The 19,893-nt window shown below is 69.5% G+C and carries 22 protein-coding genes; 15 read left to right on the top strand and 7 right to left on the bottom strand.

Translation table 11 applies throughout. The features are described 5' to 3' along the window. The first annotated feature begins 8 nt into the window (after window positions 1-8). On the top strand, window positions 9-752 hold the full coding sequence (locus ACYQ7X_RS12750; RefSeq protein WP_459697415.1) for an SDR family NAD(P)-dependent oxidoreductase: 744 nt from the start codon (window positions 9-11) through the stop codon (window positions 750-752). 89 nt (window positions 753-841) lie between these two features. Here ACYQ7X_RS12750 and ACYQ7X_RS12755 read toward each other — a convergent pair whose 3' ends face one another. From ACYQ7X_RS12755 to tsaB, 3 genes are read right to left on the bottom strand one after another with little or no spacing between them, the layout of a single operon-like run. Next, the gene (locus ACYQ7X_RS12755) at window positions 842-1,837 is read right to left on the bottom strand and encodes a D-2-hydroxyacid dehydrogenase (protein WP_459697416.1); all 996 of its coding nucleotides are present in this window, start codon (window positions 1,835-1,837) and stop codon (window positions 842-844) included. A 60-nt stretch (window positions 1,838-1,897) separates the two neighbouring features. Further along, window positions 1,898-2,341: a GNAT family N-acetyltransferase gene (locus ACYQ7X_RS12760; protein WP_459697417.1), complete on the bottom strand. Its 444-nt coding sequence runs from the start codon at window positions 2,339-2,341 to the stop codon at window positions 1,898-1,900. Further along, on the bottom strand, window positions 2,338-3,213 hold the full coding sequence (gene tsaB / locus ACYQ7X_RS12765) for a tRNA (adenosine(37)-N6)-threonylcarbamoyltransferase complex dimerization subunit type 1 TsaB (RefSeq protein WP_459697418.1): 876 nt from the start codon (window positions 3,211-3,213) through the stop codon (window positions 2,338-2,340). Before tsaB ends, ACYQ7X_RS12760 begins: the two co-directional genes overlap by 4 nt. Window positions 3,214-3,304: 91 nt before the next feature. On the opposite strand from tsaB, the gene lnt reads away from it, so the two are divergent. Then, window positions 3,305-4,795: an apolipoprotein N-acyltransferase gene (gene lnt, locus ACYQ7X_RS12770; protein WP_459697419.1), complete on the top strand. Its 1,491-nt coding sequence runs from the start codon at window positions 3,305-3,307 to the stop codon at window positions 4,793-4,795. Window positions 4,796-4,883: 88 nt separating this feature from the next. After that, window positions 4,884-5,351 (top strand): helix-turn-helix domain-containing protein, encoded by a 468-nt coding sequence (locus tag ACYQ7X_RS12775; protein WP_459697420.1) that lies wholly within the window; start codon window positions 4,884-4,886, stop codon window positions 5,349-5,351. 36 nt (window positions 5,352-5,387) lie between these two features. Here the strand turns inward: ACYQ7X_RS12775 and ACYQ7X_RS12780 are convergent, their stop codons facing one another. Then, window positions 5,388-6,290 carry a LysR substrate-binding domain-containing protein gene (locus ACYQ7X_RS12780; RefSeq protein WP_459697609.1) on the bottom strand — a complete coding sequence of 301 codons (903 nt, stop codon included), beginning with the start codon at window positions 6,288-6,290 and terminating at the stop codon, window positions 5,388-5,390. 105 nt (window positions 6,291-6,395) lie between these two features. Between ACYQ7X_RS12780 and ACYQ7X_RS12785 the strand changes: the two genes are divergently transcribed. The 9 genes from ACYQ7X_RS12785 (at window position 6,396) to ACYQ7X_RS12825 (ending at window position 14,522) form a co-directional block, all read left to right on the top strand. After that, entirely contained in the window at window positions 6,396-6,632 is a 237-nt protein-coding gene (locus tag ACYQ7X_RS12785) for a DUF1127 domain-containing protein (protein ID WP_459697421.1), read from the top strand. A 59-nt stretch (window positions 6,633-6,691) separates the two neighbouring features. Continuing rightward, complete coding sequence (gene uvrB, locus ACYQ7X_RS12790) at window positions 6,692-8,914, top strand: excinuclease ABC subunit UvrB (protein WP_459697422.1); 2,223 nt, start codon at window positions 6,692-6,694, stop codon at window positions 8,912-8,914. A gap of 25 nt (window positions 8,915-8,939) precedes the next feature. Beyond that, on the top strand, window positions 8,940-9,707 hold the full coding sequence (locus ACYQ7X_RS12795) for an SDR family oxidoreductase (RefSeq protein ID WP_459697423.1): 768 nt from the start codon (window positions 8,940-8,942) through the stop codon (window positions 9,705-9,707). Next, window positions 9,704-10,120, top strand: a complete 417-nt coding sequence (locus tag ACYQ7X_RS12800) for a dihydroneopterin aldolase (RefSeq protein ID WP_459697424.1) — start codon at window positions 9,704-9,706, stop codon at window positions 10,118-10,120. Before ACYQ7X_RS12795 ends, ACYQ7X_RS12800 begins: the two co-directional genes overlap by 4 nt. A 225-nt stretch (window positions 10,121-10,345) precedes the next feature. Further along, window positions 10,346-12,316, top strand: a complete 1,971-nt coding sequence (gene uvrC / locus ACYQ7X_RS12805) for an excinuclease ABC subunit UvrC (protein ID WP_459697425.1) — start codon at window positions 10,346-10,348, stop codon at window positions 12,314-12,316. 30 nt (window positions 12,317-12,346) lie between these two features. After that, window positions 12,347-12,949, top strand: a complete 603-nt coding sequence (gene pgsA, locus ACYQ7X_RS12810) for a CDP-diacylglycerol--glycerol-3-phosphate 3-phosphatidyltransferase (RefSeq protein ID WP_459697426.1) — start codon at window positions 12,347-12,349, stop codon at window positions 12,947-12,949. Window positions 12,950-13,078: 129 nt separating this feature from the next. After that, window positions 13,079-13,711 (top strand): hypothetical protein, encoded by a 633-nt coding sequence (locus ACYQ7X_RS12815; RefSeq protein WP_459697427.1) that lies wholly within the window; start codon window positions 13,079-13,081, stop codon window positions 13,709-13,711. 61 nt (window positions 13,712-13,772) lie between these two features. Further along, window positions 13,773-14,030, top strand: a complete 258-nt coding sequence (gene moaD, locus ACYQ7X_RS12820; RefSeq protein WP_459697428.1) for a molybdopterin converting factor subunit 1 — start codon at window positions 13,773-13,775, stop codon at window positions 14,028-14,030. Window positions 14,031-14,033: 3 nt separating this feature from the next. After that, window positions 14,034-14,522 carry a molybdenum cofactor biosynthesis protein MoaE gene (locus ACYQ7X_RS12825; RefSeq protein WP_459697429.1) on the top strand — a complete coding sequence of 163 codons (489 nt, stop codon included), beginning with the start codon at window positions 14,034-14,036 and terminating at the stop codon, window positions 14,520-14,522. Here ACYQ7X_RS12825 and ACYQ7X_RS12830 read toward each other — a convergent pair. The 3 genes from ACYQ7X_RS12830 to ACYQ7X_RS12840 form a co-directional block, all read right to left on the bottom strand. Further along, complete coding sequence (locus ACYQ7X_RS12830) at window positions 14,503-15,774, bottom strand: rhamnan synthesis F family protein (RefSeq protein WP_459697430.1); 1,272 nt, start codon at window positions 15,772-15,774, stop codon at window positions 14,503-14,505. The genes ACYQ7X_RS12825 and ACYQ7X_RS12830 overlap by 20 nt on opposite strands. Continuing rightward, entirely contained in the window at window positions 15,764-17,242 is a 1,479-nt protein-coding gene (locus ACYQ7X_RS12835; protein ID WP_459697431.1) for a class I SAM-dependent methyltransferase, read from the bottom strand. Before ACYQ7X_RS12835 ends, ACYQ7X_RS12830 begins: the two co-directional genes overlap by 11 nt. Before the next feature lie 258 nt (window positions 17,243-17,500). Continuing rightward, window positions 17,501-18,025: a GcrA family cell cycle regulator gene (locus ACYQ7X_RS12840; protein WP_459697432.1), complete on the bottom strand. Its 525-nt coding sequence runs from the start codon at window positions 18,023-18,025 to the stop codon at window positions 17,501-17,503. A 256-nt stretch (window positions 18,026-18,281) separates the two neighbouring features. On the opposite strand from ACYQ7X_RS12840, the gene ACYQ7X_RS12845 reads away from it, so the two are divergent. The 3 genes from ACYQ7X_RS12845 to ACYQ7X_RS12855 are packed head-to-tail and all read left to right on the top strand — an operon-like array spanning window position 18,282 to window position 19,831. After that, window positions 18,282-18,527 carry a twin-arginine translocase TatA/TatE family subunit gene (locus ACYQ7X_RS12845; RefSeq protein WP_459697433.1) on the top strand — a complete coding sequence of 82 codons (246 nt, stop codon included), beginning with the start codon at window positions 18,282-18,284 and terminating at the stop codon, window positions 18,525-18,527. 48 nt (window positions 18,528-18,575) lie between these two features. Next, a complete protein-coding gene (locus tag ACYQ7X_RS12850; RefSeq protein WP_459697610.1) occupies window positions 18,576-19,295 on the top strand; it encodes a methylthioribulose 1-phosphate dehydratase in 720 nt (239 codons plus the stop codon). After that, entirely contained in the window at window positions 19,292-19,831 is a 540-nt protein-coding gene (locus tag ACYQ7X_RS12855; protein WP_459697434.1) for a 1,2-dihydroxy-3-keto-5-methylthiopentene dioxygenase, read from the top strand. Before ACYQ7X_RS12850 ends, ACYQ7X_RS12855 begins: the two co-directional genes overlap by 4 nt. The last annotated feature ends 62 nt before the right edge of the window (window positions 19,832-19,893 follow it).

Raw genomic sequence — 19,893 nt, forward strand, 5'->3', positions numbered from 1 at the left:
AGATGCCGATGTCCGCCCCGCGCGCTATTCTGGTCACGGGCGGCAGCCGGGGCATCGGCGCCGCGATCTGCCGGCGCCTGGCGGCGATGGGGCATCCGGTCGCGGTCAATTACACCCGTGGCGAAGCGGAAGCCGAAGCCGTGGCCGCGGCGATCCGGGCCGGCGGCGGCCAGGCGATCGCCGTGCAGGCCGATGTCGCCGATCCGGCGGCGGTCGCCCGCATGTTCGGCGCGGTGACGCAAGGCCTCGGGCCGCTCGGCGGGCTCGTCAACAATGCCGGCATCACCGGGCTTGCCGCACCGATCGCCGAGCAGACCGATGCGGCGCTGGCGCAGCTTTTCGCGGTGAACATCCTCGGCAGCTTCTATTGCGCGCGGGAAGCGGCCAAGCTGCTCTCCACCGCGCGTGGCGGCGCGGGTGGCGGCATCGTCAACCTCTCCTCGGTCGCGGCGCGGCTGGGAGGGCTTGCGGGCCAGGTGCCCTATGCCGCGAGCAAGGGCGCGATCGAGACCTTCACCCGTGGCTTCGCGGCCGAGGTGGCGCGGGAGGGCATCCGCGTCAACGCCGTCGCCCCCGGCATGACAGCGACCGAGATGGCGACCGAGGGGATGCGCGCGGCGGCGCTGGCGAGCGGCCTGCCGATGGGGCGGGTGGGCGAGCCGGAGGAGATCGCCGAGGCCGTCGCCTGGCTGCTATCCCCCGCCGCCTCCTATGTCACCGGCACGGTCATCACCGTCTCCGGCGGGCGCTGAGCCCATCGGAGAAGATCCCAGGCCGGTCCTGTCACCTGGCCGGATGATGGTGCGGACGCGGGCGATGCGGGCGCGCGCCGCCCTCCCCCTCAATACCCCCGGCTGAAATCGACCGGGGTGACGAGCGGCGCCCCCCGTTCCAAAGCCGCGAGATTGGCGAAGAAGATATCGAGCGAGCGCGGGATGTAGCTTTCCGCGTCATCCACCGAGACATGCGGCGTCATCACCATGTTCCGCGTCGTCCAGACCCGATCCTCGTCCGGCACCGGCTCCGGATCGAAAACGTCGAGCACGGCGCCGCCGAGCCGCCCGGCGTCGAGCGCGTCGCAGAGGGCCGGCTGGTCGATCAACGGGCCGCGCCCGATATTGATGACGAAGGCGCCCGGCGGCAGCAGCGCGATGCGGCGACGGTCGAGGATGCGCAAGGTGGCGGGGGTCAGCGGCGTCGCGATGAGCAGGAATTCGCTCTCCGGCAGCACGCTCTCCAGCGCATCGGTGTGCAGCACACGCTCGCAGGCGGGGTGCGGCGCCGGGCGGGTGCGCAGCCCCGTCACCCGCATGCCGAAATGCTGCGCCTGCTCGGCCGCCGCCTGGCCCATGGAGCCGAGACCGAGCACGGTGAGCCGGCGGCCGCGCAAGCCGCGGGTGAAGCGCTGGCCCCAGATGCGCTGGTGCTGGTCGGCGATGCAGCCGGGCATGCCATTGGCCAGCATGAGCAGCGCCATGGCGGCGAATTCCCCGGCCTTCTCGGCATGGGCGCCGCGGTTATTGGCATAGGGCACGGGCGGCATCTGCTCAGGCGGCAGCATGTCCACCCCGGCGGCGACGGAGAAGATGAGGCGGAGCGCCGGCGCTGCCGCCGGTTGCAGCATGGGCAGCATCTGCTTGATGGCGCCGGGCCCGGCGATGAGGATCTCGACCTCCGCCGCCGCGGGCGGAAAGTCCTCGGCCGGGCGGCCGGCGCCGAAGCTTACGCGGTGGCGCCCGGGCGCGACCCCGGCGCGGGCGAGGGCCTCCGCCCAATGGGCTTCGGTCACGGTAAAGACAGCCGGCTGGCTCGGGTGATTCTGGATATGGATGCGCATGGCGGGAAGACTGGCGCGGCCTGCCCCGCCTGGCAAGCCATGCGGATGCCGGGTGTGCGACTACCCGAGGGGCTCGGGCGGTGAGAGATCCGCCCGCAGCAGCAGCGCATCGGCGCCATTGGCATAGTAGGCGCGGCGGCGCCCGACCTCGGTGAAGCCGGCGCGGGCATAGAGCGCGCGGGCGGCGACATTGCCGACGGCCACTTCGAGGAAGAGGCTGCGGGCGCCGAGCTGCGCGGCCTCCGCCATGGCCGCGCGCAGCAGGCCGCCGGCGATGCCCTTGCGCCGCGCGCGGGGATGCACGCCGAGGGTGAGGATCTCCGCCTCGTCCAGGGTGATGCGGAGGAGGATAAGGCCGCCGCGCGCATCCATGAAGCCGAGCACGCCGTGCATGGCGAGTTGTAGCTGGAAGGCGGCGGCATCCCAGGCTTCCCCAGGGAAGGCGGCGGCGTGAAGCGCCGCCACCAGCGGCGCATGGGCCGGCCCGATGCGCGTGACCGTCATGCCGCCTCGGGCGCGGCGGGGGGCGGGCGCAGGCCGCCGCGGGGCAGCAGCGCGCGCGGCGGATCGATATAGAGCGGACGCAGGGCGAGGGGTGCGAGATCGCCGCGCAGCCGGGCCAAGGCGGCGGCGGCGACGCCGCGCGCATCGGCCTTCACCGCCCCGGTCTCCCGCGCCGCGGCGCCGCGCGCCGCCAGCGCGGCGGCGAAGGCTGCCGCGCCATCGCCGGTCAGGCGGATCGGGCCGCGCGGTTGCGGCGGATCGTCGAGCGTGGCGACCTGCCAGGCATCCGGCGCGCCGCCCTGGTGCAGGAAGATCCGGCCCTGGCGGGCATCGAGCGCGCACCAGAGATCGGGCCCCGGCATCTCGCCGAGCGCTGAGGCGAGGGCTTCAGCCGCGGTCACGCCGATCAGCGGCAGGGCAGCACCCCCGGCGAAGCCGCTGGCGAAGGCGATGCTGGCGCGCAAGCCGGTGAAGCTGCCCGGCCCGACCGAGACCGCGACGGCGCCGACCGCGCCCGGCGCGAGGCCCGCGCTTGCGAGGAGTTCGGCGACCATGCCGGGCAGGAAGGCCGCTTCCCCGCTCGGCCCTTCGCGGTTGAGTTCAGCGAGGATCCGCGGCCCTTCGGCCAGCACCGCCGAGCAGCCGGCCTGGGCGGCTTCGAGGGCGAGGAGCAGGGGCGGCGCGGGTAATGGCGCGGGCGATCGGTCAGGCCATACTTCCGGCGGCCGTGCGGCTGGAAATGCGGGGAGTGGGGAGGCCGCCGCATCGCCTCCCACGACGTCGGTCTGGGCGAGGCCGGTCTGAGCGGCGCCGGTGCCGGGCGTGGCGGCGGCGGGGGCCTTGACGGTCGGGGCGTCCGCGATGGCATTCATGCGTCAAATCCTGTCAGCCGGTCGGCGGGAAGGCGGCGGCGCGCAGTGCGGGCGCTTGCCAAGCCCGGGCGGCTTCTGTAGCCGCCATGCCATGCGCAAGCTCCTGATCCTAGCTCTTCTTTTCGGTGTCGTCGCGGCCTTCGCCCTGCCACCCTTCTACCTGCTGCCGGCCCTCTGGATCAGCATGCCGGCCTTGCTCCGGCTGATCGGCCAGGCGCGGAGTTGGCGGCAGGCGGGGCTGATCGGGCTCGCCTTCGGCTTCGGCCTCAACTGCCTCGGCCTTTATTGGATTACCGAGCCGATCCTCATCGAGGCGGCGCAGTTCTGGTGGCTGGTGCCTTTCGCCGTGCCGGGCCTCGCGCTCGTCGTCGGGCTCTTCATCGCCGTGCCGGCGGCGCTCGCCTATCGTGCGCCGTCAGGGCTGCCCCGCATCCTGGTGCTGGCCGGGGCCTGGACGCTCGCCGATCTCGCCCAGCAATTCGTGCTGACCGGCTTTCCCTGGAACTTCTGGGGCACCGATGTGGCGGTGCCGGGCAAGCTCGGCACCCTCCTCATCCAGCCGGCCGCCTGGGTCGGCGATCTCGGCCTCACCCTCGCCATCGTCCTCGTCGCCAGCTTGCCGGCGCTCGGGCGGCGGGGGCTCGTGGCCTCCCTGTTGCTCATGCTGGTCTGGGCCGGGGCGGGTGGGGCGCGGCTCGCCCGCTCCACCCCTGGCAAGCCGCAGGCCGTGGTCGGCATCATCCAAGGTGATGGCACGGCGGAATTCGTCTCCACCCAGGCGGCGGCGGATGCGCTCTTCCGCCGCTACCTCGCGCTCAGCGCCCAGGCGGTCGCCGAGGCGCATGCCGCCTATCCGGGCCTGCCGGTGGTGCTGCTCTGGCCGGAAACCGCCTCGCCCTTCCTGTTGCAGACGGATCAGGCGGCGCGGCAGTTCATCACCGATGCGGTGGGGCCGGATGTCACCGTCATCTCCGGCATGCTGCGCTTCGGCCGCTTCGGGCGGATTTACAACAGCCTCGGCGTGGTGCGCGGGCCTGGGCCGCTCCTCGGCATCTACGACAAGTGGCACCTGGTGCCCTTCGGGGAATACCAGCCCGCCTGGCTGCCGATGCAGATTCTGCCCGGCCAGGGCTTCACCCCCGGGCGCGGCCCCAAGACCCTGCATATTCCCGGCCTGCCGCCGGTCGGCCCGATCATCTGCTATGAATCGGTCTTCTCGGGCGAGATCATCCGTGAGCGGGACCGGCCGGACTGGATCGCCCTCGTCACCAATGATGCCTGGTTCGGCAATAGCTCCGGCCCCCGCCAGCACCTCGCGGCCGGGCGGATGCGGAGCGTGGAGGAAGGGCTGCCGCTGGCCCGCGCCGCCAATACCGGCATCTCGGCGCTCTTCGATGCCTCGGGCCGGGAGCTGGGGCGGATCGGCATGGGGCGGAGGGGCATCCTGGTGCGGCCCTTGCCCGGCCCCTTGCCGCCGACGCTCTTCTCCCGCCTCGGCCTCTGGTGTCCCGGCGTGCTGGCGCTCCTCACCCTGCTGCTCGGCCTTGCCCTCGCAGCGCGGCAAAGGCGTCATAATTCTTAATTTTCTCTCTACGGTTGCGGCGTAACCCGTGCTAATTCATCTTCTGGTTGAAGAATATTGACCTTTCCAGACGGGTGATTTGGCTTTCATGGGCAAGCGGGCGACCACCGAGGGAGATGCGGCACCGAGCCCGATCGACGTTCACGTGGGTGCCCGCATCCGCGAGCAGCGCACCCGGCTCGGCATGTCCCAGGAAAAGCTCGGCGATGCGCTGAACCTCACCTTCCAGCAGATCCAGAAATATGAGCGGGGGGTGAACCGGGTCGGCGCCTCGCGCCTCTACGACCTCTGCCGCGTCTTCGACGTTCCGGCGGATTACTTTTTCGATGGCCTGCCGAGCTTTCCGACCGCCGGCGCCTATCCCGCCTATGGCGGCGGCATGCCGGGGGGCGGTGCGGGCGGCTATGCCCTGCATGAGAACCAGGCCCCCTTGCGGGACGAGCCGGCGCTGCTGCCGGACGCGGCCGAGCTTCTGCAATCCTTCGCGCGGGTGACGGACCCGGAGGTGCGCAAGCGCGTGCTCGAACTCGTCAAATCCCTCGCCGGGCCGGAATAGCCGCCGCGCGGCGAAATCCCTCGCGCCTGCGCTCGACTAGGCGCAGAGGGCAGGGCCCGGTTGGCGCAATTCGCGGCCGAAAACCTCGGCGATATATTCGCCGAGCGCATCCGTCACCGGCTGGCGGGCATTCCGCGCCTTGCTCATGACGATGCCGAAATCGGGCAGCGGCGGCAGCCCGTCTTCCGCCCCCAGCACCACGAGTCCATCCGGCAAATCGACCGCGGAGGAGACGGTGATGGCGAGCCCCGCCATGACCGGCGCGAGCGTGCCGGTCTGCGTCACCGAGGTATAGGCGATGCGATAGCGTCGTCCGGCTGCTTGCAGGCTCTCCGTCGCGGCGCGCCCCCAGGAGCAGCCAGCAGTGGCGATGGCGAGAGGCAGCGGGTCCAACCGCTGCGTCGCGTGGCGGGCGGAGCCGACCCAGACGAGCGGCCCCTGCCATAGCCGCTCAGCCGCGATCCCCTCCGGCTCCAGCCCGCCGGTCAGCAATGCCAGATCGAGCGCGCCGCCTTGCAGCTTGGGCGCCAATTCCTCGGACGGGGCGCAGACCACCTCGACCTCGACCTGCGGATGCACCTCGGCGAAGCGCTTCAGCACGCGCGGCAGGAAGCGGAGGGCATAATCGTCCGGCGTGCCGAGGCTGACCGCGCCGCTCACCGCGGGGCTATGGAAGGTGCGCCAGATATCGTCGTTGAGGCAGAGCATGTCCCGCGCGCGGGCAAGCAAGAAGGTGCCATGGCGGGTCAGCTCCACCGTGCCGCCGCGGCCGCGATGCAGCAATTGCTGGCCGAGCAGGGCTTCCAGCCGCTGCACCTGCATCGAGACGGCGGATTGCGTGCGGCCGACGATCTCTGCCGCGCGGGTGAAGCTGCGCTCCTCGGCGATGAGGGTGAAGGCGCGCAGCAAGTCGGGGTCGATGGTGGCGGGGCGGGTCATGCGGATCAATATATTTGATTCCTATCATCAGAACAATTCGTTTTTCTGATGATGGCGCGCAGCGGCATGGTGGCGGCAAGACCCGCAGCAACAAGGATGGCCGCCATGTCCTCCGCCCAAGCCCGCCAGACCGCCAGCGCGCCTGCCCGCCCCCGGCCGCGTGCCGGGAAGGCTGTGCGCCGGCTCGTCAACGGCCTCCTCACCCGCCTCCGGCGCCATGCCCGCGCCGCCGCGCTCCGGCGCGAACTGGAACGCATGGATGAGCGGATGCTCGGCGATCTCGGCGTCTCCCGCGCCCAGCTCGGCTTCGAGATCGACCATTGGGAGCGGCTTTCGCGCTGAAGGCAGATCCGCGCGCCTGACCCCTCGATAAGGCGGCGGCCGGAGACTATGTTCACGCTATGTCCCAGGTCGCCGCCCGCTCCCCGACGCCGCCCGTGCTCTTCATGCCCGAGAAGCAGCCGGTGCGGCCGCATCTCAAACCCTTCAAGGTCGTCTCGGAATTCGAGCCGAACGGCGACCAGCCGACCGCCATCCGCGCGCTCTCCGCCGGCCTCACCGCCGGCGAGCGGGACCAGGTGCTGCTCGGTGTCACTGGTTCGGGCAAGACCTTTACCATGGCGAAGGTCATCGAGGATTTGCAACGGCCGACGCTGATCCTCGCCCCCAACAAAACCCTCGCAGCCCAGCTCTATGCCGAGATGAAGAGCTTTTTCCCCGAGAACGCGGTCGAGTATTTCGTGAGCTATTACGATTACTACCAGCCGGAAGCCTATGTGCCGCGGACCGACACCTATATCGAGAAAGACGCGCAGATCAACGAGCAGATCGACCGCATGCGCCATGCCGCGACCCAGGCGATCCTGGAGCGGAACGATGTCATCGTCGTCGCCTCGGTCTCCTGCATCTACGGTATCGGCTCGGTCGAGACCTACGCGAAGATGGTCGTCAAGCTTGAGGTCGGCGGCACGATCGACCGCGACAAGCTGGCGAAAGCCCTCGTCGAACTGCAATACCGCCGCAACGACGCCGCCTTCCAGCGCGGCACCTTCCGGCTGCGCGGCGAGGTCGTCGATATCTATCCGAGCCATTACGAAGATCGCGCCTGGCGCGTCTCCCTCTTCGGGGACGAGATCGAGAGCATCTCGGAATTCGATCCCCTGACCGGGACGGTGACGGGCGCGCTCGAACAGATCACCGTCTATGCCAATAGCCATTACGTGACGCCACGGCCGACGCTGACCCAGGCGATCGGCCGCATCAAGGCGGAACTGAAGGAGCGGCTGGCCGAGCTTGAGGCGGAAGGCAAGCTCCTCGAAGTCGAACGCCTCAACCAGCGCACGACTTTCGATATCGAAATGATGGAGACGACGGGCTCCTGCAAGGGGATCGAGAACTATTCCCGCTATCTCACCGGCCGCGCGCCGGGCGACCCGCCGCCAACCTTCTTCGAATACCTCCCCGAAAACGCGCTCCTCATCGTCGATGAAAGCCATGTCACCGTGCCGCAGATCGGCGGCATGTCGCGCGGGGATGCGGCGCGCAAATCCGTCCTCTCGGAATTCGGCTTCCGCCTGCCGAGTTGCGCGGACAATCGGCCACTGACCTTCGACGAGTGGGAGCGTTTCCGCCCGCAGACGGTCTTTGTCTCGGCAACGCCCGGGCCGTGGGAGATGGAGCGGACGGGCGGCACCTTCGCCGAGCAGGTGATCCGCCCGACCGGGCTGATCGATCCGCTGGTCGAGATCCGCCCCGTCGGCAATCAGGTGGACGATCTCCTGGCCGAGGTGCGGCGCGTGCGCGATGCCGGCGGCCGCGTGCTGGTGACGACGCTGACCAAGCGCATGGCCGAGGATCTGACCGAATATCTCACCGAACAGGGCGTGCGCGTGCGCTACCTGCATTCGGATGTCGATACCCTCGAACGCATCGAGATCATCCGCAACCTGCGCCTCGGTGTGTTCGACGTGCTGGTTGGCATCAACCTGCTGCGCGAGGGGCTCGACATTCCGGAATGCATGCTGGTCGCGATTCTCGATGCCGATAAGGAAGGCTTCCTGCGCAGCCAGACGAGCCTCATCCAGACGATCGGCCGCGCGGCCCGCAACGTGGACGGGCGCGTCATCTGCTATGCCGACCACATGACGCGCAGCCTCGAAGCCGCGATCGGCGAGACCGAGCGGCGGCGGCAGAAGCAGCAGGCCTGGAACGAGGCGCATGGCATTACGCCGACCTCCATCCGCCGCCAGATCGGGGAAGTGCTGGAGAGCGTCTTCGAGCAGGATTACGTGACCGTCGCCCCGGTCAAGGATGCCGGGCTGTCGGATTTCGTCGGCAAGGATCTGCGCGCCGCCATCGCCGATATCGAGAAGCGGATGCGGGCCGCCGCGGCCGACCTCGAATTCGAGGAAGCGGCGCGGCTGCGCGACGAACTCAAGCGGCTGGAGGCGCTCGATCTCGGGCTCGAACCGCCGCCCGCCGCATCCGCGCGGGCGCGGCGCGAGTATATGCCCGAACCCTTGGGCCCGGGCGGCGGCGGTTACGACCCCGCCAAGCGCCGCGGCGGGGCCGGGCGTGGCAAGGCTGGCTCCTCTCCGCGCGGTGCCGCGCGGGCCAAGCGATAGGCATGGCGGAGAGAGACAGAGACCGATGATCGATACCCGGATCCCACGCGCGGCGCTTGTCACGGGCGGCGCCAAGCGGCTCGGCCGCGCCATTGCCGAACGGCTGGCGGCGGAAGGCTTCGCGGTCGCCATCCATCACCATACCAGCGCCGCCGAGGCCGAGGCCCTGGCCGCGACGATCCGCGCGCGCGGCGGCCGGGCGGTTGCGCTCGGCGCCGATCTCGCGCGGGAAGCCGAGGTCGCTCCGCTGCTCGGCCAGGCGGAGGCGGCGCTCGGCCCGATCGGCCTCCTCGTCAACAATGCCTCGACCTTCGAGCGGGACGAGTGGCGGGATGCGAGCCGCGAGAGCTGGGACCGGCATATCGAGCCCAATCTGCGCGCCCCCTTGGTGCTCTCCCAGGCCTTTGCCCGCGCGCTGCCCGAGGCGGCGCGAGGGGTCATCATTAATATGCTCGATCAGCGGGTCTGGTCGCTCACCCCGCATTTCATCTCCTATACCGTCTCCAAGGCGGGGCTCTGGGCGCTGACGCAGAGCCTCGCCCTGGCGCTCGCGCCGCGCATCCGCGTCATGGCCATCGGGCCGGGGCCGGCGATGCCGAGCCCGCGCCAGACGGAGGAGGATTTCGCGCGGCAATGCGCCTCCGTGCCGCTGCGGCAGGGCACCTCGCCGGATGAGATCGGCGATGCGGTCGCAGCCATTCTATCCTTGCCCTCGCTGACCGGGCAGATGCTGGCGCTCGATGGCGGGCAGCACCTGCAATGGGCGCCCTCGGGGGCGGAGATCAGCGAATGACGGACGAGACGGCGATGCCCCTGAGGCGGGTCTTCATCCGCGACCTCGTGTTGCAGGCGAGCATCGGCGTCTATCCCGAGGAGAAGCGCGGGCACCGCCAGCCGGTGCGGATCAACCTCTCCTTCACCATGCGCGATGACGGGATGGACCACCCCGAGGGCGTGGGGCCGGACGATGTCGGCCGCGTGGTCGATTACGATGGCCTCGCGCGGCGCATCCGCTCCTTCATCGGCCGCGCCCATGTCGAACTGGTGGAGACGATGGCCGAGCAGATCGCCCGCCTGACGCTGCAGGATCCGCGCGTGCTTTCGGCCCGCATCACGGTGGAGAAGCTCGCGGTTTTCCCGGATGCGGCCTCGGCCGGGGTGGAGATCGAGCGGCACCGGGCGCGGCTTTTTCCACCCCGCGGCTAGCGGCTCAAAAATGAAGATATTGTTTCACTTGTAACCCATTCGTGAGTCGAGATCTAAAAAATTATCCTTGTAAATCAGATAGATAAATATGTTTCGGGCAGATTCGTCCACAGTTCCTCCATCGCTTGAACGGCCCGAAAGCTGAGACTTGCGCAATTTGCTCCACAAACTTATCCACAGGCCTCTCCCACAGCCGGCGGGCGCGAGGCGGGTGACGATCGGGCGATGACGACGGATCCGAATGACGGGGTGCCGCAGGGCGCGGCCAGCGCGGCGGATAGCGCGCCGGCGGACCTGGGTGGGAGCCCGGCGGAAGCTGCGGCGCGGCCGGTTTCCATCGCCCATGGCGTTGCCGTGATCGAGCGCGCGCTCGAAACCATGCCCCTCGTCCCCGGCGTCTATCGCATGCTCGATGCCAAGGGGGATGCGCTCTATGTCGGCAAGGCGCGCAGCCTGAAGAAGCGCGTCGTCTCCTATACCCAGATCCCCCGCCTGCCGGAGCGGCTGCGGCGCATGGTCTCGGAGACGGTCTCGATGGAGATCGTGACGACGCATACCGAGGCGGAGGCGCTGCTGCTCGAAGCGAACCTCATCAAGCGCCTCAAGCCGCGCTTCAACATCGTGCTGCGGGACGACAAGAGCTACCCTTGGATCATGCTGACCGAGGATCACGAGTTTCCGCAAGTCGTGAAGCATCGCGGCGCGCAGACCCGAAAGGGCACCTATTGGGGGCCCTTCGCCTCGGCCTGGTCGGTCAATCAGAGCCTCACCGCGCTCGAGCGGCTGTTCCTGCTCCGCTCCTGCTCGGACAGCGTCTTCGCCAATCGCGCCCGGCCCTGCCTGCTCTACCAGATCAAGCGCTGCTCGGCGCCCTGCGTCGGCCATATCGCGGCCGAGGATTACGCGGCCCTGGTGGCGCAGGCCAAAGCCTTCCTCAGCGGCCGTGCCGCCGCCATCCAGAAGCAGCTCGCCACCGAGATGGAGCAGGCGGCGGAGGCGATGGAGTTCGAGCGCGCGGCCACCTTGCGGGATCGTATCCGCGGCCTCGCCCATGTCCAGGGGACGGGCGTGATCAACCCGGCAAGCCTCGACGATGCCGATGTCATCGCCGGCTACCAGATCGCCGGCCAGACCTGCGTGCAGGTGTTTTTCGTGCGCGGCGGGCATAATAACGGCAATCGCGCCTTCTACCCCGCCCATGCCCGCGCCGAGGAGCTGGGCGAGGTGTTGGCCGCCTTCATCGCCCAGTTCTACGAGGACAAGCCGCCGCCGCCGCTCCTGCTGCTCAACCATCCGCTTGAGGAGGAGGCGCTGATCGCCGAGGCGCTCTCCCTCAAGGCCGGACGCGCCGTGACCCTTGCCGTGCCGCAGCGGGGCGAGAAGCGCGCCGTCGTCGCCCATGCCGAGCTCAATGCCCGCGAAAGCCTCGAACGCAAGCTCGCCGAGACGGCGGGGCAGGGCAAGCTTCTGGAGGCGACGGCGGCACTCTTCGGCCTGCCCAGCCCGCTCGACCGGATCGAGGTGTACGACAACAGCCACATCATGGGCGCCAATGCCTATGGCGTCATGGTCGTCGCCGGGCCCGAGGGGCTGATGAAGCAGGCCTACCGCAAATTCGCGATCAAAGGTCCGGTCGCTCCGGGCGATGATTTCGCGATGATGCGCGAGGTGCTGGAGCGGCGCTTCGGCCGGGCCTTGCGCGAACATGCCGACCGGGACGACCCGCACTGGCCGGGCCTCGTCCTCATCGATGGCGGGGCGGGGCAGCTTTCGGCGGCGCAAGCGGTGATGGAGGAGCTGGGGGTGGGGGATATCCCGCTCGTCGCCATCGCCAAGGGGCCGGACCGCAATGCCGGGCGGGAGTGGTTCCACATGGCCGGGCGCGAAGCCTTCCAGCTGCCGCCGCGCGATCCGGTGCTCTATTTCCTGCAACGCCTGCGCGACGAGGCGCACCGCTTCGCCATCACCACCCATCGCGCCGGCCGCTCCCGCGCGATCGTGACGAGCGAGCTGGACGAGATTGCCGGCATTGGGGCCGCGCGCAAGCGCGCGCTCCTCAACCATTTCGGCTCGGCGCGCGGGGTGAAGCAGGCGGGGCTCGCCGATCTCGCCGCGGTCCGGGGGATCAACCGCGAAACCGCGCGGCGCATCTATGCGCATTTTCATCCGGGCGTTCGCATGGAAGGCGTTCCTTAAGCCGCGGCGCCGGACTAGTGTGCTCGCGCGATGCTCACCGATCTGCCCAATGTGCTGACCCTTTCCCGCATGGCCGCGATTCCGGTGCTGATCGCGCTTGCCTCGGTCGGCTTGCCGGGGGCGGATCTCGCGGCTTGCGTGGTCTTCGCGCTTGCCGGCATCACCGATTATCTCGACGGCAAGCTCGCCCGTTCGCGCCAGCAATTCTCCGATCTCGGCCGCATGTTGGACCCGATCGCCGACAAGCTCCTGGTCGGCGCCGTGCTCATCATGCTGGCGGGCGACGGGCGGCTCGGCCCTTGGGGGCTTTATCCGGCCATCATCATCATGTGCCGCGAAATCCTGGTCAGCGGCTTGCGTGAATTTTTGGCGGAGATCCGGGTAGGCCTGCCTGTCACCCGCCTCGCCAAATGGAAGACGACGGCGCAGATGGCCTCTTTAGGCTTCCTTATCGCCGGCAACGGCACCGCCCGTCTGCTCGGCCTCGGCTGGCTGCCGGTCTGGCTGATCGGCGTGATCCTGCTCTGGATCTCGGCGCTGCTGACGGTCATTACCGGGTGGGACTATCTGCGCGCCGGCCTGCGGCACACCGGGCTCGGCGCCGGGCGGGGGCGGGCCGAGGCCGGTGGATAAGGCGAGGGCACCGGCTTCCTTGAAGGCCCGGGCCATGGCATGGCATTGAAGCGAAACAGAGTGCGCGTGGCGGGCAGCTCCCGGTCCGCGCCCGGCCCATTCTCGGCCAAGATCAAGGATGTGACCTTTATGCGGCGGATTGCGCTGAGCGGGCTTCTTCTTCTCTCCGGATGCACGGGCTTCGGCCATTTCATCTCGGATACGCATTCGATCAACGGCAGCCCCAATGCGCCGAAGGGCGATAGCCTCAGCATGCAGCGGGCCACCGGCAAGCCGGGGGTGGCGCCCGTTATCGCCCCCGAAAGCGGCCAGGTATGGCCGACCGCCATCCCGACGATGCCGAGCCTCGCTCAGATCCAGCAGCAGATGAACCTCTCCGGCAATGGCGTGCCGCAGCTGGGTCCGGTGCCCTCCGGCCCTGGCCAGATCCCGAGCCTGAGCACCCTGCCCGGCCTCAAGGGCACCGCGCCCGCGACGCAGACGCCCGCCACGCAGGCGCCGGTGGCCCTGCCGTCCTTGCCGAGTTTGCCCAACAATCCGGGGGAGACCTTCACCCCGCCGCCGGCGCTCACCATGCCGAAGATCGGCAGCGTGGTACAGACGCCGCAAGGCCCGGCGACGATCACCGGTGGCACCGCCAATTACCAGACGCTCGGGCCGATCGGCGGCCAGACCGGCGGCATCCTGATCCCCAACGGCAATGGCACGAGCACGCTCGTCATGCCGAATGGCACCATCAGCACGCTGACTACGCCGAAGTAAGCGGCACGGCCCGGCAGGTTACGGCACGGGCCGGCGGCGCAGGCTCGGGGAGGAAGAGGCATTGGCGATCGAACTGCTCTATTTCGCCTCCGTGCGGGAGCGTATCGGCCGCAGCCAGGAGAGGCTGGCGCTCCCTCCGGATATCCGCACCCTCGGCGCGCTGCTCGGCCACTTGCGCGCGCGCGGCGAGGGCTATGCCGAGGCGCTGGCCGAGGGCGCGCGGGTGCGCTGCGCCATCAACCAGGAATTCGCCGAGGCCGATGCGGCGCTGGCGGAGGGGGACGAGGTGGCGCTCTTTCCCCCCATCACCGGCGGCTGAGCCATGGCGATCGACATCCGCATCGGCGACGAGGATTTCGAGCCGGGCGCCGAACTCGCGACCTTGCAGGCGCGGGCGGGGGATGCCGGGGCGATCGCCTCCTTCCTCGGCCTCGTGCGCGCGGGCGTAGGCGCGGGCTCGGGCGCGCCGATCGTCGCGATGACGCTCGAACACTATCCCGGCATGACGGAGCGGGCGATCGCCGCCATGGCGGCGGAGGCTGAGGCCCGCTGGTCCCTGCTCGGCGGCACCATCCTGCATCGCACCGGGCGCGTGGCCGTGGGCGGGCGCATCGTGCTGGTCGCCGCCGCCGCGCCGCACCGCGCGGCAGCCCTGGAGGCGACGGGCTTTCTCATCGACTGGCTGAAGGTCGCGGCGCCCTTCTGGAAGAAGGAGCATTTCGCCGATGGCGCCGCGCGCTGGGTGGAGGCGCGAGCGGCCGACGATGCCGCCGCCGCTCGCTGGGGCGCTTCTACGAGGCCGCCGGGCTGAGCCGCGCTTCCGGCCGCTCAGGCAGCGCCGGCTCCCAGACCGCTGGCAGCCGGTCCCCGAGCTGGCCGCGGATCTCCGCCGCGAGGGGGCCGACATCGGCCGCGAGGTTGCGGCGCACTTCCTCCTCCCAGGCGAAGACATCCGGTACCTTGGTCGGGTTGCGCATCAACAGTTCGCGCTTGAGGAAGGGGTAACCGGCGCGCAGCAGTTGCCGCCAGAGATCGACCGAGGGGTTGAGCCCGACCTCTTCCCGGCGAAGCGCGCGCAGCACCCGCCACGCATGCTCTGCCTCCCGCCGCAGGTGCGGATCGCTGCCGCCCTGCGCCGCGTCCGCCTCGATTAAGGCGAGCAGCCGCGCCTGCTCCGCCCCGTCGAGCAGGCAGGCGCGGGTGGGGTAGAGGGCCGCCGCCCGGATGCCGCCTTGCGCCAGGGCGCGGGTGAAGCCGATCTCGCAGTGGCGGATGATCCAATCCTTGCACGGCACCGGCCGCACCGAGCGCCAGAAGGCGGACCATTGCGGGCTGCGGATGACGCGCGGCCCGCAGGCGAGGAAAAAGGATTGCAGGTGATAGTGGTGCTGCCAGCTCTCGGTGGCGCCCCAGAGATCGGCCTTGTCGAAATCGATGGCGTCGAGCAGCGGGCGGAGATCGGCGAAGGGCCCGAACATGCTGTCGTTCATCATGTAGATCGCGCGGGTCTCGGTCCGCGGCAGGCCGAGGGTATCGAGCGCATCGCGCCAGGCGCCGAAATCATAGCCGATATTGCGGCGGATCAGGATGGCGGCGCAGTGCTGGGCGAGGAAGACCCGCGCCTCCTCCGCGAGCTGCCCGGAATTGGTGACGAAGGCGATGGGCAGCCCGGCCGCGGCGAGGCCGCGGATGAAGGCGCGCGTCGTCTCCACCACCGCCCCGGCCGCATCGAAATGCACGAAGACGACGACCTCGGGGCCGAGCGGCCGGCCCTGGCCCGCGATCTGCTCTACCACCTGATGCGGGGAGCGGAGGAAGCCGCGCGGATAGGCGAGGCCGATGCGGGCCAGCACGCGCCCCTCATGCGCGGCGATGCGCAGGAGATGCGCCGCCCGGCAGGCCCGGCCGCGGATCGCGCGGAGCGCATGGCGGCTGAGGTTCCAGGCAGCCAGCGGGCGGTTCTCGGCATGGCGGAAGCGGTGCAGCAGGATGCGCCAGGTCAGCGCTTCGCTGAGGAGCGACGGTTTTTGTTGCGTTGCAGGAGGGTCTTGGTCAGCCGCCACGTAAGCTTTGCCTCATTCGGTAGAAAATCTCGCGCCCGCCCGCGCGTGCGAAGGATCGGAGGGAGAAGGCCCCTGCCTGGTGGAGATGGCCAATATCCTCCCGTTTTGCCAGCCGTGCCGCCTGGAAAGGCCGTTCTGCATGGATGAGATAGTCGTGTGCGCGGGCGGCGATGGCTTGCCGCCCCGCGCCGGTGGGCGATTCTTCAAGCCGCGCCAGGGTTCCGACCGTCCTGGCCTGCCCGGCAGCCGCCGCGCACAACACCTCCTCGGCCCGCGCCACCCAGAGGATCTGCCGCGTCTGCATATCATTGATCTGCATACGGATCAGCCAGTCGAGCAGCGGCGCGCAGACAGATGAAATGGCCTGGAACCGCGGCAGAATGGCGGCGCGCGTTTCCCCTTCGGCAAGGCGTTGGTAGGCGCGCGCGAGCATGATGACAGCAAGGTTGAAGGGCAGCTTCGCCCGCATCGCGGCCTCGTCGGCTGGCGTGGCGCCGATCACCGGCGTCGTGATTGTATCGATCACGATTCCATAACGCTCGCGCAGCCGCTGGTCGAGCGTTTGCCATAGCCGCCGCGCCGTATCGCGATCCCCGGCGGAGACGGCGGCGAAGAAGCCGCGCCCGGCAAAACCGATATAGAGGTCATCCGCTTCGCGCCGCTCCTCGGCCCGATCGGCCAGGTAGCGGATAACCCGCGTCTGGCGCGCGGCCGCATCCTCTTCGAGCGTGAAGCTCTGGCAACTCGCGAAGGCGGTCAGCCGCCAACCGTCGCTCATCACCCGCAGATGGCTGAAGCCGGCGCGGCGGAGCGTCAGCTCAAGGCTCGCGGCACTCTGCAGGATGAGGTGCAGCCCGACCGTCATCGTCGCCTGCAGAGCCGTCTTGGCGATGGCGGGCCGCACGGCGGCGAGATCGGGCGTGGTCAGCACGGCCATGCCATCGGGGCGGAGCGCGCGGCGGATCTCCCTCAGGAAGCCGAGCGGATCGGGCAGGTGCTCCAGCACCTCGGTCGCCATCACCACGTCACAGCTGCTGTCCGCGACCGTGGTGGCATCGAAATAGGCGGGGCTGATATCGAGGCCGAGGAGTTCCCGGCCGAGGGCGGAAAGCGCCGCCGGGTCCATGCCGCGCGCCTGCCAGCCCATCGCGTGCCGCGCGGCATCGAGGCCGAAGCCGGCGCCGCAGCCGATCTCGACGTAACGGCTTCCCGGCGGCTTGCGGATATGGGCGAGAATATCGGCGAATACCCCGAGGGCGGCGCCCTGTTGCAGGAAATAGGCGGTGGAGGCGGCCGACATGCCTTCGGCGGCGTAATCGACGACCGCCTGATCCTCATAGAAGCCCGCACCACAGCCAGGGCAAGCGAGCAGGCGCCAGGCCCAGTCTGCCGCGGGGTCCGAGAGGCAGATGACCGGCTTTTCGCCCGCTGCGCCGCAGTTGGGGCAGGCGGTGGAACCAGCTTGCAACCGTGGTCCTTGGGCTTCCGCGGGCCAGAGGAAGCGCGAGGGTGAGACGGGGGGCGTCTGCATGGGCGGGCCTTTGTCGCGGCCTGGCCGAGGGCCAGGAGACCGAATGGCCCGCGCAAGCGCTCAACGCTGGCGGCGAGCCGAGGCCGGACCCTGGAGGAGATCCTGGCCGGATGGAGTTATCTGGCCAGGCGAAGATGCGCGCATAAACAATAGGCCAGCATGCGTTCCGCTACGCAGCGGTCGGGGCCGGGCGGGTCAGGCCGCGTCTTCCCGCCGGTCGCGGATCTTCACATAGGCGAGCTGCGCATGTTCGGCGCAATAGGGTTTGCCGGCAACCGCCGCGGCATCGCAGAAGTGAAAGCCCGGCTTGCCCGGTTCGCCCATCGGCCAGCAGCAGGCCGAGACCCGCGCGACCGGGCTCGGCGCGACGGCGGCAAGCCGCCGCGCGGTGGCGGGCGCGGCCTTGGCGGGGCGTGCCACCGGCAGTTCCACCGCGGGCGCGGCGGATGCCGTCTCCGCCGCCGGCGCTTCCGCCGCCGCCACGGCGGCCGAAGGCAGCGGGGCAAGCGTCGGCCCCGTCATGCGCGCGGCGGGGGCGGCTGTGCCGACCGGCCGCTCGGCCCGGCGGATCGGCGAGGGGCGGCCGGCGAGATCCAGCCGGTGCGCCTTGCCGACCACAGCATTCTTGGAAATGCCCAGCCGGCGGCCGATTTCGGCGGTGGACAAGCCCTGGTCCCACAGAGACTTTAATTCAGCGATGATCGCCTCATTCCACTCCATCTCGTGGTCCCTCGCTGCTTCACTACTAGATAATGTAGCCCCCTCTGCGATCCACGCCAATGCTTGAGTCTGCCTGCCGCGAAGAAAGCTGTGGACAAACCCCGCCGCCGCCGCCGCCGGCCATCTTGCGGCACGGTAACTGGCGGAGCGCGGCCGCTCGCTTTATGATGGGCGCGCTCGGGTTTCGGCTTGCCGTGCTGCCGCCCGCGTGACATCTGACAGGGAGCTTGGGGGCGGTTACCCCGAGGGAGGCAAAATGGGCTCGTTAAGCATCTGGCATTGGCTGATCGTCATCCTGGTCCTGCTCCTGCTGTTCGGCAGCGGCAAGGTCAGCCATCTCATGGGCGATTTCGCCAAGGGCATCAAATCCTTCAAGAAGAACATGGCCGAGGATGACGATGCGTCCATGGCGCAGGACAAGCCGGCCGAGCGCATCGCCGCCCCCGGCGAAAGCGGCACGGCGACGACCGCCAATCGCCCGGCCGAGACCGTTCGCCACTAATCCTCCGGCCTTTGTAGGGCGCGGCTTCGAAGTCGGAACCGAGCGATGATGGCGGATGCAGAAGGCGCGGGCGCGATGGCCCCGGCCGAGGAGAGATTCGGCCGCGGATTGGCCGCCGAGCGGCCGATCGAGCCCAGCCCTGCCGCGGGCTGCGCGGTGCCGCGCGCGATCGCCGAAGCGCTCGTCGCCGTCGGCCTGCGGATGGATGCCCGCGGCTGGGTTCCGGCGACTGCCGGCAACCTCAGCGCCCGCCTCACCCCCGATCGCCTCGCCATCACCCGCAGCGGTGCCCATAAGGGCTTCCTCACGCCCGAGGATATCATGGCGGTGGATCTCGCCGGGGAGAGCCTCACCCCCGGCCTCAAACCATCGGCCGAGACCCTGCTGCACTGCCAGCTCTATGCTCTGTTCCCTGGCGTCGGCGCCGTTTTGCACGGCCATTCGGTGGCGGCGACCGCGCTTACCATGGCCCGGCCGGAGGCGGCGGAGATCCGGCTCGACGGCTATGAGGTGCTCAAAGCCTGGGGCGAGACCATCACCAGCCATGAGGTCTCGGTGCCCTTGCCGGTGATCGCCAATGATCAGGACATGCCGCGCCTCGCCGCCCAGATCGCGCCGCTGCTGCGCGCCGGGCGGGCGCCGATCGGCTATGTGCTGCGCGGCCATGGCGTCTATGTCTGGGGCGCGGATATCAAAGCCGCGCTCTATCGGCTGGAAGCGCTGGAATTCCTGCTCGCCGTGGAAATCGAACGGAGGAAGCTCGCATGAGCCGCCTGACCATCTACCGGGACGACGCGCCGGACGCGCCGCTGCTGCGCGCCGAGGATGGCGAGACCATCGCCCGCGAGCTTGGCGCCATCGGGGTGCGTTTCGAACGCTGGGAAAGCCCGGTGACGCTTGCCCCGGATGACGAGGCGGAGACCATCCTCGCCGCCTACCGCCCCTATCTCGATGCGCTGATGGGAACGACGGGCGCGGGCTCGGCCGATGTCATCAAGCTCACCCCCGATCATCCGCAGGCCGGGGCGCTGCGGGAGAAATTCCTGCAGGAGCATTTGCATACCGAGGACGAGGTGCGCTTCTTCGTCCATGGCTCGGGCAATTTCATCCTGCATCTGGACGGGCGGATCTACGACGCGCATTGCACCGCGGGCGATCTCATCAGCGTGCCGGCCAATATCAAGCACTGGTTCGATGCCGGCGAGCGGCCCTTCTTCACCGCGCTCCGCATCTTCACCGATACCTCCGGCTGGGTGCCCCATTTCACTGGGAATGACATCAGCCGCCGCTTCCCGGCGTCCTGAGGCGCCGCCGTGTCCGGATCCGGGATCGAGAGCAAGGCCGAGCGGGAAGAGCTGGGCCTGGA

The sequence above is a fragment of the Acidisoma sp. C75 genome, assembly GCF_054665095.1.

Bases quoted from the DNA above. Each gene is read 5' to 3' on its own strand.
- ACYQ7X_RS12750 (WP_459697415.1), top strand. From the start codon at position 9: ATGTCCGCCCCGCGCGCTATTCTGGTCACGGGCGGCAGCCGGGGCATC.
- ACYQ7X_RS12755 (WP_459697416.1), bottom strand. From the start codon at position 1,837: ATGCGCATCCATATCCAGAATCACCCGAGCCAGCCGGCTGTCTTTACC.
- ACYQ7X_RS12760 (WP_459697417.1), bottom strand. From the start codon at position 2,341: ATGACGGTCACGCGCATCGGGCCGGCCCATGCGCCGCTGGTGGCGGCG.
- tsaB (WP_459697418.1), bottom strand. From the start codon at position 3,213: ATGAATGCCATCGCGGACGCCCCGACCGTCAAGGCCCCCGCCGCCGCC.
- lnt (WP_459697419.1), top strand. From the start codon at position 3,305: ATGCGCAAGCTCCTGATCCTAGCTCTTCTTTTCGGTGTCGTCGCGGCC.
- ACYQ7X_RS12775 (WP_459697420.1), top strand. From the start codon at position 4,884: ATGGGCAAGCGGGCGACCACCGAGGGAGATGCGGCACCGAGCCCGATC.
- ACYQ7X_RS12780 (WP_459697609.1), bottom strand. From the start codon at position 6,290: ATGACCCGCCCCGCCACCATCGACCCCGACTTGCTGCGCGCCTTCACC.
- ACYQ7X_RS12785 (WP_459697421.1), top strand. From the start codon at position 6,396: ATGTCCTCCGCCCAAGCCCGCCAGACCGCCAGCGCGCCTGCCCGCCCC.
- uvrB (WP_459697422.1), top strand. From the start codon at position 6,692: ATGTCCCAGGTCGCCGCCCGCTCCCCGACGCCGCCCGTGCTCTTCATG.
- ACYQ7X_RS12795 (WP_459697423.1), top strand. From the start codon at position 8,940: ATGATCGATACCCGGATCCCACGCGCGGCGCTTGTCACGGGCGGCGCC.
- ACYQ7X_RS12800 (WP_459697424.1), top strand. From the start codon at position 9,704: ATGACGGACGAGACGGCGATGCCCCTGAGGCGGGTCTTCATCCGCGAC.
- uvrC (WP_459697425.1), top strand. From the start codon at position 10,346: ATGACGACGGATCCGAATGACGGGGTGCCGCAGGGCGCGGCCAGCGCG.
- pgsA (WP_459697426.1), top strand. From the start codon at position 12,347: ATGCTCACCGATCTGCCCAATGTGCTGACCCTTTCCCGCATGGCCGCG.
- ACYQ7X_RS12815 (WP_459697427.1), top strand. From the start codon at position 13,079: ATGCGGCGGATTGCGCTGAGCGGGCTTCTTCTTCTCTCCGGATGCACG.
- ACYQ7X_RS12825 (WP_459697429.1), top strand. From the start codon at position 14,034: ATGGCGATCGACATCCGCATCGGCGACGAGGATTTCGAGCCGGGCGCC.
- ACYQ7X_RS12840 (WP_459697432.1), bottom strand. From the start codon at position 18,025: ATGGAGTGGAATGAGGCGATCATCGCTGAATTAAAGTCTCTGTGGGAC.
- ACYQ7X_RS12845 (WP_459697433.1), top strand. From the start codon at position 18,282: ATGGGCTCGTTAAGCATCTGGCATTGGCTGATCGTCATCCTGGTCCTG.
- ACYQ7X_RS12850 (WP_459697610.1), top strand. From the start codon at position 18,576: ATGGCGGATGCAGAAGGCGCGGGCGCGATGGCCCCGGCCGAGGAGAGA.
- ACYQ7X_RS12855 (WP_459697434.1), top strand. From the start codon at position 19,292: ATGAGCCGCCTGACCATCTACCGGGACGACGCGCCGGACGCGCCGCTG.